The 11771-nt window shown below is 64.4% G+C and carries 8 protein-coding genes; 3 read left to right on the top strand and 5 right to left on the bottom strand.

Annotated features, from left to right (window positions below; all coding sequences use genetic code 11):
• Positions 1-16: 16 nt before the first annotated feature.
• The gene (locus VGN46_RS10290; protein WP_331643379.1) at positions 17-721 is read right to left on the bottom strand and encodes a glutathione binding-like protein; all 705 of its coding nucleotides are present in this window, start codon (positions 719-721) and stop codon (positions 17-19) included.
• Between the two features lie 124 nt (positions 722-845).
• Between VGN46_RS10290 and VGN46_RS10285 the strand changes: the two genes are divergently transcribed.
• Positions 846-1358, top strand: a complete 513-nt coding sequence (locus VGN46_RS10285) for a DUF1697 domain-containing protein (RefSeq protein WP_331643377.1) — start codon at positions 846-848, stop codon at positions 1356-1358.
• A gap of 58 nt (positions 1359-1416) precedes the next feature.
• On the opposite strand, the gene VGN46_RS10280 is transcribed toward VGN46_RS10285, so the two are convergent.
• The 4 genes from VGN46_RS10280 to VGN46_RS10265 all read right to left on the bottom strand — a co-directional run bounded on the left by VGN46_RS10280 (position 1417) and on the right by VGN46_RS10265 (position 7468).
• Positions 1417-2127 (bottom strand): hypothetical protein, encoded by a 711-nt coding sequence (locus tag VGN46_RS10280; RefSeq protein WP_331643375.1) that lies wholly within the window; start codon positions 2125-2127, stop codon positions 1417-1419.
• Between the two features lie 274 nt (positions 2128-2401).
• Positions 2402-3907 (bottom strand): amino acid permease, encoded by a 1506-nt coding sequence (locus tag VGN46_RS10275; protein WP_331643373.1) that lies wholly within the window; start codon positions 3905-3907, stop codon positions 2402-2404.
• Between the two features lie 172 nt (positions 3908-4079).
• Positions 4080-5120 (bottom strand): glycerophosphodiester phosphodiesterase, encoded by a 1041-nt coding sequence (locus VGN46_RS10270; protein WP_331643371.1) that lies wholly within the window; start codon positions 5118-5120, stop codon positions 4080-4082.
• Positions 5121-5176: 56 nt separating this feature from the next.
• The gene (locus VGN46_RS10265; protein ID WP_331643369.1) at positions 5177-7468 is read right to left on the bottom strand and encodes a TonB-dependent receptor; all 2292 of its coding nucleotides are present in this window, start codon (positions 7466-7468) and stop codon (positions 5177-5179) included.
• A 205-nt stretch (positions 7469-7673) separates the two neighbouring features.
• Here VGN46_RS10265 and VGN46_RS10260 point away from each other — a divergent pair, with 205 nt between their 5' ends.
• The gene (locus VGN46_RS10260) at positions 7674-9602 is read left to right on the top strand and encodes an alkaline phosphatase family protein (protein ID WP_331643367.1); all 1929 of its coding nucleotides are present in this window, start codon (positions 7674-7676) and stop codon (positions 9600-9602) included.
• A 144-nt stretch (positions 9603-9746) separates the two neighbouring features.
• Entirely contained in the window at positions 9747-11738 is a 1992-nt protein-coding gene (locus VGN46_RS10255; RefSeq protein ID WP_331643365.1) for a bifunctional 2',3'-cyclic-nucleotide 2'-phosphodiesterase/3'-nucleotidase, read from the top strand.
• Positions 11739-11771 lie beyond the last annotated feature (33 nt).

The raw sequence follows: 11771 nt of genomic DNA, 5'->3' as shown, positions 1-11771 counted from the left end.
TGCGCGCGACCTAAGCTTACGGCCGCGCTGGGATCTTGAGGCCGCGCTCGACACCCGGGCGTGACGTGCCACGCTCCAGCCAGGCAATAACGTTTTCAAACTGATCGAATTCGACGAGCTCGCGAGCACCATAGAACGTCACAAGGTTGTTCACCCAGCCGAGCGTAGCGATATCGGCAATGGTGTACTCATCACCCACGATCCACTGCTTGCCAGCGAGCTGCTTGTCGAGCACGCCGAGCAGGCGCTTCGCCTCATCGACGTAACGCTGCAGCGGTCGCTTGTCTTCCCATTCACGGCCAGCGAACTTATGGAAGAAACCGACCTGGCCGAACATCGGGCCGATACTCGCCATCTGGAAGAACACCCACTGGATCGTCTCCCACTTCTTCTGCGGGTCCTTCGGCAGGAACTTGCCGGTCTTCTCAGCGAGGTACATCAGGATCGCACCGGATTCGAACAGGCCGATCGGCTTACCGTCCGGGCCATTCGGGTCGATCATGGCCGGGATCTTGCCATTTGGGTTCAGCGATTCGAACTCTGGCAGCTTGCTCTCGTTCTTCATGATGTCGACGAGATGCACCTCGTACGGCAGGCCGACTTCTTCCAGCATGATCGAGGCCTTGACCCCGTTAGGCGTGGGCAGCGAGTACAGCTGGATGCGGTCCGGATGCTGCGCCGGCCAGCGGGCGGTGATCGGGAACTGCGAGAGGTCGGCCATGAGAGATCCTTTGGGGAGATGGGGTCAGACCTTCGAAGGTAGGGCGCCCCAGGGGGCGATTCAACCGCCCCACCGGCAAGCCGCCTTCGCCTACACTCGCCCCCACCTTGCCACGGAGCCCGCCATGACCGCGTATATCGCCCTCCTCCGCGCTGTGAACGTCGGCGGCACCGGCAAGCTGCCCATGACCGAGCTGAAGGCCATGTGCGAAGCGGAAGGCTTCGAAGGGGTGAAGACCTACATCGCCAGTGGCAACGTGGTGTTCAAGACCAAAGGCAAGGAGAAAGCCGTGAAGGCCGCCCTGGAGGCCCGCCTCGCCGACTACGCTGGCAAGCCCGTGGGCGTCATGGTCCGCACCGCCACCGAAATGGCGGCCGTCCTGGCTGCCAATCCCTTTCCCGACGCCCCAGGCAACCGCGTCGTCGCCATCTTCCTGGACGATGCACCGCCCAAGGACACCCAGGCCGCCGCCCGCCACCAGGCCAACGAAGAGATCCGCCTGGGCAAACGCGAGGTGTACGTCCGCTACGACGACGGCATGGCCTCATCCAAACTCGTGATCCCCGCCGCAAAAACCGGAACGGCCCGCAACATCAACACCGTAGCAAAACTCGCGGACATGGCCGCCGCCTTGTAGGAGCCCGCTTGCGCGCGATACACGCCCACGACCACGCCCCTACAGGCAGGCGCCCAACTCATTCCGCGCTAGCCGCCACCACCAGCGGCAGCGGCTCCTTCGCCGTAAGGTCCAATGCCGAAAGCAAACGGCTCGCACAGCTGTCGCCGATCACCGCCGCATCGCGATAGATGCGTTCACGGTCATTGGCCATCCAATCGTCGTAGCTGTGTTTCTCGAGCGTGGCCCCCGAGCACGACACGGTACGCACAGCGAGGATGCCGTGCATCAGCGTCAGGCTCAGGTTGTAGTACACGCGGTAGTTGTTGGACTCGGTGAGCTTTTCGTAGTCGAGGCCCCAGAACGATGTTGACGCCATCAACGAATACGTGGCTTCCGGATTCGTGGCGATGCCCTTACCTGCCAGGCGACGCTGCAAGCTCACATCCAGCGCCTTCACCGGCGACTTGAACGCACCTACATCGGAGGCGTCAAACGTCATCGTCCACGCGTTGGTATCCAGGTAACCCTCGGCCGGCGCCTCGTTGCGCTTACCGGTGTGGAATGTGCCGCCACCTAGCAACGATGCCACGACCATACCAGCGGTCGCCGCCACAACCTTGCCCTTGGTCTGGGTACGGAATTCGGCGTCGCCGGAGGGCTTCACGTTGAGACCCTCGGCACGGATCGTGTCGAGCATCTCGCTATTGAGGCCCTGGTTGCGGGGTTGCGTGGCACAGCCGGCCAGCAGCGCGGCGCCCACTAGCGCCGACATGAGATGGAATCGCATGGATGGTTCCTTGTCGTTATGAATGGTCTGCACACCGTGTGCACGGGCCGGACGCGAAGACGACAAGGATGGCGGCGCATGAAGCCACCGTAGAGCGCGGCGGGCGCGCCCCGGATGATGATTGATGCTCATTGTTCCCCTGTTTCCTGGCTGCTCCGGGCCGCTTTACGTGTGAGCAGGGGAGATTTTAATCCGGACGAGCGCTTGTGGCTGGCCGAATGTTGTAGGCGAATGCTGGACGTCGTGTAGGGGAAGCCCTACACGACGCCTGCGATCATGGCCGGTTCAACTTGCTATGCCGCACTCCGTAGGCGAAGTAAACCACCAGGCCGATCGCCATCCAGATCGCGAAGCGCTCGAAGGTGATCCACGGCAGGCCATAGATCAGGGCCAGGGAGAACAGGATGCCGAGCGGCGCGGTGAACCACACGGCTGGCGTGCGGAAGTTGCGCTGCAGGTCCGGCTTGCGCACGCGCAGGACGAGGACCGACGCACAGATGAGAATGAACGCGCTCAGCGTCCCGATATTCACCAGCTCGGCGACTTCACCAATCGGCAGCAAGCCCGCGACGACGGCGGTGAACAGGCCGAGGATCATGGTCGGACGTGCCGGCGTACCGAAGCGCGGGTGCACCTTCGAGAACCAGGCCGGCAGCAGGCCGTCACGCGATAGCGCGAACCAGATGCGCGCCGCACCGAGCATGAAGGCGAACAGCACGCTGATCACGCCGATGACGGCGGCGATCGCGATGATGTTGCTGATCCACGGCAGGCCGATCGCGTTGAATGCGTCGGAGACCGAGGCTTCGCCGCTCAGCGAGCTGTAGGGGACGATGCCGGTGAGGACGAACGACACGGCGATGTACAGAACCATGGCGACGGCGAGCGAGAGCAGCACCGCGCGCGGCAGGTCGCGCTGCGGGTTCTTCGCTTCTTCCGCGGCGGTGGTCAGGGTGTCGTAACCGAATACCGCGAAGAACACGACCGACGCGCCGGTGAGCACGCCGTGCCAGCCGAAGTGGCTTACGCCCTTGGCATCGAACACGCGTTCCGGGATGAAGGGGTGCCAGTTCGCCGTATTGATATAGAACGCGCCGACGCCGATCACGAGCGCCACGCCGATGACCTTGATCGTGACGATCAGCGTGTTGAGGCGAGCGCCCCACTCCGTGCGCACGGAAAGCATGATCGCGACGAGCAGCGAGATGCTGGCAGCGATGATGTTGAAGCGGTGGCCGTCGGTCGGCGCGGCGACCGGCTCGGCGAAGGTGATACCCAGCGAGCCCACGGCGTGCTGCCAGTAGAACTTCATGGTGTCGGCGCTCATGCTTTTCTGCGCCCACTCGGGCAGATGCACGCCCGCGGTGCCGAGCAACACCTGCACGTAACCGGACCAGCCGATGGCGACCACCGCCACCACCAGGGCGTATTCGAGCAGGAGATCCCAGCCGATGATCCAGGCCGCACCCTCGCCGAGCACGGCGTAGCCGTAGGTGTAAGCGCTACCGGTGACGGGGATGAGCCCGGCGAACTCGGCATAGCACAGGGCGGCGCAGGCGCTGCCCAAGCCCGCGATGATGAAGCTGAGCGCCACCGCCGGGCCGGCGTTCAGGGCGGCCTGCTGGCCAGCCAGCACGAAGATGCCGACGCCGATGATGCCGCCGATGCCGATGGCGGTGAGCTGCCACAGGCCGAGGACGCGGCGGAAATCCGAGCGCTTGCCGACTTCCGCCTGCAGCTGCTCGACGGACTTGTGGCGAAGGAACCTGGCTAGCGACATGGGGCGATCCGGCGGTGTGGCAAGTGACCGCGGATCATAGCGGGCCCGGCGCCCGCCTGTCGCCGAGCGGGTGCAGCAAAACCCGGCCGTTGTAGGAGCGCGCTTGCGCGCGATGAGGCTTGCCGCGGCTCCCAATCGCGCACAAGCGCGCTCCTACAACGGTCTGGCCGCCTTAGCGGTGATCTACGGCCTTGCGGCCCAGCGCCGGGTCATCGGTGAAGAAGGCATCGATGCCGGTGGCTAGGTAGGCACGGATTTCTGCCACGGAGCCTGCCTCGTTGCGGGCTGCGTCACCGGCGTCATTGCGGAAATTCGCCGCCAGGAAGTGGTTTTCGGGGCGGAAGGTGTACGGATGGACCTCGAGGCCGGCGGCATGGGCGTCGTGGACCAGCGGGGCCACGGGCGCCAGCTTTCCGTCGGCGGCCAGGGGGATGATGCTGCGGATCGAGGGCCCGATCGCGTCGGCGTAGCCGCGCACGGCCTTCAGGCCGGCCGGGGTCATCATGGCCGCGTAGGTCAGCGAGGGCTGGTCGGCCGGATGGTCGTCGCCCGCCTCCATAAGCTGGAGCAGGCGGATGTTGGGGTGATCCTTCCCGAGCTTGCCACGCAGGTACTTCAGGTTCCCGACCTCGAACGACTGGATCTCCACCGGCGCCGTGCGGGTGTAGGCATGCGCGGCGAGGGTCGCCAGCACCTTGTCTTCCATGGGGAGGCCGATGCCCCGGAAGTACGTCGAATGCTTGATCTCCGGGATGATCCCCAGGACCTTCCCCTGCGCCGAGGCTTCCGCGGCGACGAACTCGATCATCTCGTCGAAGGTCGGCACGCTGAACTGACCGTCAAATGCGGTACTGGCCTTGCGGATATCGGCCAGCCGCTCGCGGGCACGGAGCGTCTTGAGCTCGGCGAGCGTGAAGTCTTCGGTGAACCAGCCGGTGATCTGCACGCCGTCCACGGTCTTCGTGGTCTTGCGGCTGGCGAACTCAGGGTGGGCGGCAACATCCGTGGTTCCGCCAATCTCGTTCTCGTGGCGTATCACCAGGACGCCATCCTTCGTCGAGACCAGGTCCGGTTCGACGAAGTCCGCCCCGTCACGGATCGCGACAGCGTACGAGGCCAGGGTGTGTTCGGGCCGCAGGGCACTGGCCCCGCGGTGTCCGATGACCAGCACCTTCGCGGCGATAGGACGGGCATCCATGGCTTCCACAGTCATCGGCAAGGCTCCGCACATCAGGGCAAGGAAGCCAAAGGATAGCGCCGTCTTCATCATCAGAAGTCTGCCGAGAGGGTTACGAAGCTCTGCCGCGGCGCGCTGGCGTGGAAGGCCAGGGCGCGGCCCTGCGGATCCGTGGCCGCGAACGCGGTCAGGTTGGTAGCGTAACGGTGGTCGGTGAGGTTGGTGACGTTCAACGCCAGGGTCAGCGCCTTCAGCTGCCCCATGGCGCCGAAGTCGTAACTCGCGCCGAAGTCGAACGAGGTGGCCCCCGCCACGCTCTGGTCGTTGGTGTAGGTGTAGTAGCGCTTACCGGTGTACTTGCCGCGCAGGCTGGCCGACCACGGCCCGGTGGTGTAGCTCACCTCGCTCGCGAACATGCGCTTGGGCGTATCCACCGTGGTCTTGTCCTTCACCGGTACCACCACGCCATTGGCGACGTAGTTGTCATCGTACTTCGAACGGTTGAACGAGGCCGAGTTGTACCACTGGAAGCCCTGCAACGGCTTCCAGATGAAGGTGAACTCCGCACCGCGGCTGCTCACCGAGCCCACGTTGACGAAGGCCGTGTTGCATTCGGGGCGCGTGCCGACATCGATGCTGGGGCACGGGTTAAGCGAGAGCAGGCGGTTGTCGAACTTCACATCGTAGAGCGCGACCGAGGCCTCGTAGAACGAGCCTACGCTACGGAAGCCACCATCGATACTGCGCGACTCTTCCGGTTTCAGGCTGCTCTTCGTGCCATCAAACGCGGCCTGTGACACCGACTGCGGGCCACCCGCGCCACCGCCCTGGAACGATGCGATGTTCTTGGCGTATGACAAGAACAGCTCCTGGCCCGGCGCCAGCTTCCATGCCAGGCCCGCCTGCGGCAGCAAGGCCTTCTGCGCCTTCAAAGTGCCCGTCGAATAGGGACCTTCTACGCCCGGGAGTTCGACCGCTTTCATGGTCGTGTGCGGGCTCTTCACGCCGATGTCGACAGAGAGGCGGTCATCGAACGCCTTGAAGCTGTCCTGCAGGTAAGCCTGTTTTGTGGTGATCGTATAGTCCTGCGCAAACAGGCGACGATTCGGATCACTCAGGTAGTAGTTGTCGCTGACCGGCCCGTCGATCCAGTAGAAGTTACGCTCCACATGGTGATCGTTCTGCTCGTACCACACACCCCCTTCCACGTGATGCGCACCGAAATCCCACGCCAGTGAGGCGATCGCGCCGTTTCGGTTGATCGTGTAGTTGGTACTGCGGATGCTGATCGGCAGTTCTTCCGCCGTACCCGGGAACGACTTCTGGCCCGGCGACCACCAATGGCCCTGGCCGGCGTTCTCGTGATGATAGACCTGTGTGTGCAAGGTGCCGCCATCGGCGACGTTAAAGTCGCCTGCGACGTAGTAAAGGTCGTCCCGGCGCAGCGCGCGGCTCTGGTAATAGGCGTCGTCGATGTTGTCCACACCGCCGGAGAAGCCGCAGCGCGAATCCTTCACACCGCCGATCGTGTACGCCGGGGCGCAGTACGCCGCCGCCAGTGCCCGATTCCAGTCGGGCGCGTAGAGGTTCCAGTCCCAGCCGAGGCCACGCTTCATCCCGCTCTTCGAGAGGTAGGCGTAGTCGGCCTGGCTGGTGCGCGAGGTATCGGCGAAACCGGTGATCCGGTTGCCATCGCCAAACTCGTACACCGCCTTGCCGTTGAATTGCTTGGTGGTCGTCTTCGAATCCGGCTGGGCCCACATGTCCGCATCGGCCTTCACGCCCGAGAGGTACATGGAGAAGCCCTTGTAATCCCCGGAGTCGATACGCGCATAGGTACGGCGGTTGTGGTCGCTGCCGAAAGTCTGCGCGACCTTGCCGCCAAACTTCGTCGAAGGATCCGCCGAGAAGTACTGGATGGCGCCGCCGAGGTTGCTGGTCGAGGCGGTGCCGAGCGCGGCGATACCTTCGGAAAGTTCCACGGTCGACATGTTCTCGGCGATGAGGGCACGCGAGATGTTCAGGCCGTTGTAGTTGCCGTAGGCGTTGTCACCCAGCGGCAGGCCATCCAGCGTGTAGCCCAGGCGCGTCGTGTTGAAGCCGCGCAGGGTGATCGACTGGGATTCCTCGTTGGCGCCGAAGGCATCGTTTGACTGCACGCTGACACCGGGCAGTCGATTGAGAATCTTCTGGGGACTCGTACCCGGCGGCAGTACCTTCTGGTCGTCCGGCACGATGCGCTGCACCTGGCGGGTTTCGCCCTGGCCGATGACCGACACCGCTTCCAGGTCCTGGGTTTTCGGCGGCGGGGTGTCTTCGGCGTGGGCCTGCAAGGCGACAGCGGCGGCAAGGGCGAGGAACAGGGCGGAGCGCGTGTACTTCATCGACGGGGGACTCGACGGTAGGAAAGCCGACGAGGGTGGCCGTGCTGTGTTGACGTTTTCTTACGAACCGCCACCCAAGGCAGGCTTTGGTGAACCGGTTCACATTCACAAAGCCAAGCGCGCTCCTACAGGAGGTGGAGTCACTGGCTGCGAAAAACTGCAACACTTCGCCCCAACAATGGCGAACCCTTGCTCGGACCCTTCCATGTCACTGCGCACCCGCCTCGCCGCCCTGCTCCTCCTGGCCCTCGCCTGCAGCGAAGCCAGCGCCGCCCACCGCGTCATCGTGTTCGTGTGGGATGGCATGCGCCCCGACGCGATCAGTGAGGAGGACACGCCCCACCTGGCGGCACTGGTCAGGGAAGGCACGTTCTTCGCGGATAACCACGCGACCTACCCGACCTTCACCATGATCAACGCGTCGAGCTTCGCCACGGGCTCGTTCCCCGGCACGATCGGCTTCTTCGGCAATCGCTTCTGGGCGCCAGGCGCCAGCGGATTCGATGCCAAGGGTGCGCCCAGCGATTTTGCCGCGCCGGTGTACACCGAGGACTACGCGGTGCTGCGTGCCCTCGATGATCACTACCATCACGACCTGCTGCAGGCACCGACGCTGCTTGAGCGGGCGCGGAAAAAAGGCCTGAAGACCGCCGTCGTCGGCAAGTCCGGCCCAGCCTTCCTGCAGGATATCCACGAGGGCGGCACCATCCTCGACGAGAATGTGGCGCTGCCGCTCTCCTTCGCACAGAAGCTCTCCAAAGCCGGCTTCGCGCTACCGGCTAACATCGTGCACGCGTACGATGCCGACCACTTCCACCTCGAGCCGGATAACGGCACGCCCACGGCGCAGCTGCCGCTGGTGACCTTGAAGGATGGCAGCACCTCCGATGCATCGGATGGCGCCGGTGCGCCGCCCACGCCCGCCAATGCGTACCTGATGAAGGCGTTCCTCGAGTACATCCTCCCCGTGGAGAAGCCCGACGTCAGCTTCGTCTGGTTGCGCAACCCGGATTCCACGGAGCACCAGTACGGGGTGGGCTCGCCCAATTTCCATCTGGCCCTGCGTGCGCAGGATGACCTGCTCGGCCAGTTACAGGCGAAGCTGAAGACGCTTGGGATGGAGGATGATACGGACCTGGTCATCGTTTCCGACCACGCGCATAGCAACGTCGCCGGTCCGGCTGACCTGTTCCCGCTGCGCCAGATCGCCGATGGCCGCGTGGGACGCGTCGATGGTGAATGGGGCTTTTCGACCTCCGGCGCCATTCGCCTCGCGGACGAGATGACCCAGGCCGGTTTCACCGCCTTCGATGGTTTTGGCTGCATTTACGCGCCGGTGATGGCGGGCATTCTCGCCAACGGCAAGCCGCTGCATCCCACGCGTTATGACGATGATGGGCGCGTCTGCGGCAAGCCCGCGCCGTATACGACACCTGCGTACAAGGTACCGGCCGACATGCCGAAGGACGCCTTTGTGATCGCGCCCAACGGTGGAAGTGAGTACCTCTACCTGCCCACACATGATCGCGCCCAGATCGAGAAGGCGGTGCGGTTCCTGCAGTCACGCGAGATGTTCGGCGCCATCTTCGTGGATGCGCGTTACGGAAAGATCCCCGGTACCCTGCCCCTCGCCACCGTGCACCTCGCGAACAAGCGTGCCCCGGACATCATCGCGAGCTACGACTTCGATGCCGATGCCATGGTCCAGGGCTTTCCCGGCACGGTGTACACCAGCATGAGCAACGAGCGCGGCATGCACGGCAGCTTCAGCCCGCGCGACGTGCACAACACGCTGCTGGTGACGGGCCCCGACTTCCGCAAGAACCTGCGTAGCGAACTGCCCAGCGGCAACGTGGACCTGGCCCCGACGCTCGCCGCGGTGCTCGGCCTTGACCTCGGCAAGGCCGATGGCCGCGTACTACGCGAGGGCGTGGCGGCCCGTGATAGCGATGGCCTCAGCGTGAAGCCGGTCGACATCACCACCGATGCCGCCACCGGCCTGGACATACGCCGCGTCGACGGCAGCCCGATGGGTCGGAGTACCTACCGCTTTACCCTGAAAACCAAGCAGCTGACCGATAACGGCAAGACCTACACCTACTTCGACCAGGCCAAGGCCGAAAGAACCCCGTAAACAGGCTCCTGTAGGAGCGCGCTTGCGCGCGATCCACGCCGTCGCGAGCACCCATCGCGCGCAAGCGCGCTCCTACGGGGGGCGGGTGTCACGGGATTCTGCTAGCTTCCTCCCCCCTGATCCACCGATAAACGGACCTACCAGATGTTCAAGCCCCTCGCGCTGGCCTCGCTTTCGGCCGCCCTGCTTGCTGCCTGTGCCAGCACGCCCGCCGATAAGCCCGGCAAGCCGGCCGCCCTGGCCGATGGCGCGACGCTCGACCTCGCGATCCTCGAGACCACCGACGTCCACTCGAACATCCTTTCGTACGACTACTACAAGCAGAAGGACGACCCATCGTTCGGCTACGAGCGCGTCGCCACGCTGATCCGCCAGGCGCGCAAGGAATTCCCGAACACGGTGCTGTTCGACAGCGGCGATACGATCCAGGGTAGCGTCCTCGCGGATTACCAGGCGCTGGTGAAGCCGATCGGCTGCGATACCGAACTCGGCATCTACAAAGCCATGGATAGCGTGGGCTACGACGGCGGCACCGCCGGCAACCATGAGTTCAACTACGGCCTTCCGTTCCTCGCCCAGGTCACCAACACCGCGATGAACGTCGATGGCGTGGACGCAAAGCAGTGCGCTGGCCCGAAGTTCCCGCTGGTGCTTTCCAACGTCGACAGCGCACGTGACGGCAAACCCATTTTCAAGCCGTGGACCATCGTCACCAAGACCGTGATGGCGAAGAATACCGCCGGCAAGGAGGTCCCGACCGAGCTGCGTATCGCGATCGTCGGCTTCACCCCGCCGCCGATCCTGGACTGGGACAAGCGCAACCTGCAGGGCAAGGTCACCGTGACCGGCGTGGTCGAGGCCGCGCAGAAGTACATGCCGGAGATCCAGGCCCAGCATCCGGATCTCGTCGTCGCGATCCTGCATGGCGGCCTGAATACCGCGCCGTACACACCGCAGATGGAGAACGGCGGCTGGTACCTCGCCGGCGTGCCGGGCATCGACGCGCTATTGCTCGGCCACTCGCACACCGAGTTCCCGGGGCCGCGCTACGAGGGCGTGAAGGACGTGGACGCCAAGCGCGGTATCGTCCGTGGCGTGCCCGCGGTGATGGGCGGCTTCTTTGGCAAGGATCTCGGCGTTATCAACCTCACGATGAAGCGTGAGGGTGGCCGCTGGGTCGTCGAGAAGGACAAGAGCCACAGCCAGGTGCGTCCGATCTGCCAGAAGAAGGGCGCATGCGTTGAGGCCGATCCGACCATCGCGCCGCTGGTGAAGGATGCGCACGAGGCCGCCGTGGCGTACGTGAATACGCCGATCGGTGCGACCGACCACGCGCTGACCAGCTACTTCGCCGACGAAGGCAACATGACCGCGCTCGCCGTCGTCAACGCCGCGCAGATCGATTACGCACGCGATGAACTCGCCCGCTCGCGACCGGACCTGAAGGACGTGCCGGTGATTTCCGCCGCGTCGGCCTTCCGCACCGGCTTCGGTGGCCCGGATGACTTCACCGATGTGGCGAAGGGGCCGCTGACGATCCGCAATGCCTCGGATCTGTACTTCTACCCGAACACGCTGGCCGCCGTGAAGATCGACGGCGCAGGCGTCAAAGCGTGGCTGGAGAAGTCGGCGAACCGCTTCAACCAGATCGATCCGTCCAAGGACGGCGAGCAGGCGCTGATCGGCAAGATGCCCGGCTACAACTTCGACCAGATCCAGGGCGGGATCACGTACACGATCGATGTGACCAAGCCGGAAGGCCAGCGCATCGGCAACCTGCGCTTCAAGGGCAAGCCGGTGAAGGACAGCCAGCCGTTCATCGTGGTGACCAACAGCTACCGTGCGAACGGCGGCGGCGAGTTCCCGGGCATGAATGGCGACTCCGTCGTGCTCAACGCACCGGACGGCAACCGCGAGGTCGTCATCAAGTGGGTCGAAGCGAACAAGACCATCACCCACAAGCTGGTCGACAAGCGCTCGTGGACCTTCGTCCCGGTCAAGGTGAAGGGTCCGGTGACCTTCACCAACGCCTCGGGCAAGGCCGACCTGGCGAAGTCGCTGGGCCTCCACGTGACCGAGGTGAAGGACAACGGCGACGGCACCGCGGTCTACGCCCTGGACCTGTCCCGAAAGTAAGCCATCCCTGTAGGAGCGCGCTTGCGCGCGATG

The organism is Luteibacter sp. (assembly GCF_036500425.1).
Lineage (GTDB): Bacteria > Pseudomonadota > Gammaproteobacteria > Xanthomonadales > Rhodanobacteraceae > Luteibacter.
Note: the sequence above shows the minus strand (reverse complement) of the source record. Positions and strands in the feature narration are given on the sequence as shown.

Excerpts from the sequence above, each read along its gene's own strand:
- VGN46_RS10290 (WP_331643379.1), bottom strand. The coding sequence starts at position 721 with ATGGCCGACCTCTCGCAGTTCCCGATCACCGCCCGCTGGCCGGCGCAG.
- VGN46_RS10285 (WP_331643377.1), top strand. The coding sequence starts at position 846 with ATGACCGCGTATATCGCCCTCCTCCGCGCTGTGAACGTCGGCGGCACC.
- VGN46_RS10280 (WP_331643375.1), bottom strand. The coding sequence starts at position 2,127 with ATGCGATTCCATCTCATGTCGGCGCTAGTGGGCGCCGCGCTGCTGGCC.
- VGN46_RS10275 (WP_331643373.1), bottom strand. The coding sequence starts at position 3,907 with ATGTCGCTAGCCAGGTTCCTTCGCCACAAGTCCGTCGAGCAGCTGCAG.
- VGN46_RS10270 (WP_331643371.1), bottom strand. The coding sequence starts at position 5,120 with ATGACTGTGGAAGCCATGGATGCCCGTCCTATCGCCGCGAAGGTGCTG.
- VGN46_RS10265 (WP_331643369.1), bottom strand. The coding sequence starts at position 7,468 with ATGAAGTACACGCGCTCCGCCCTGTTCCTCGCCCTTGCCGCCGCTGTC.
- VGN46_RS10260 (WP_331643367.1), top strand. The coding sequence starts at position 7,674 with ATGTCACTGCGCACCCGCCTCGCCGCCCTGCTCCTCCTGGCCCTCGCC.
- VGN46_RS10255 (WP_331643365.1), top strand. The coding sequence starts at position 9,747 with ATGTTCAAGCCCCTCGCGCTGGCCTCGCTTTCGGCCGCCCTGCTTGCT.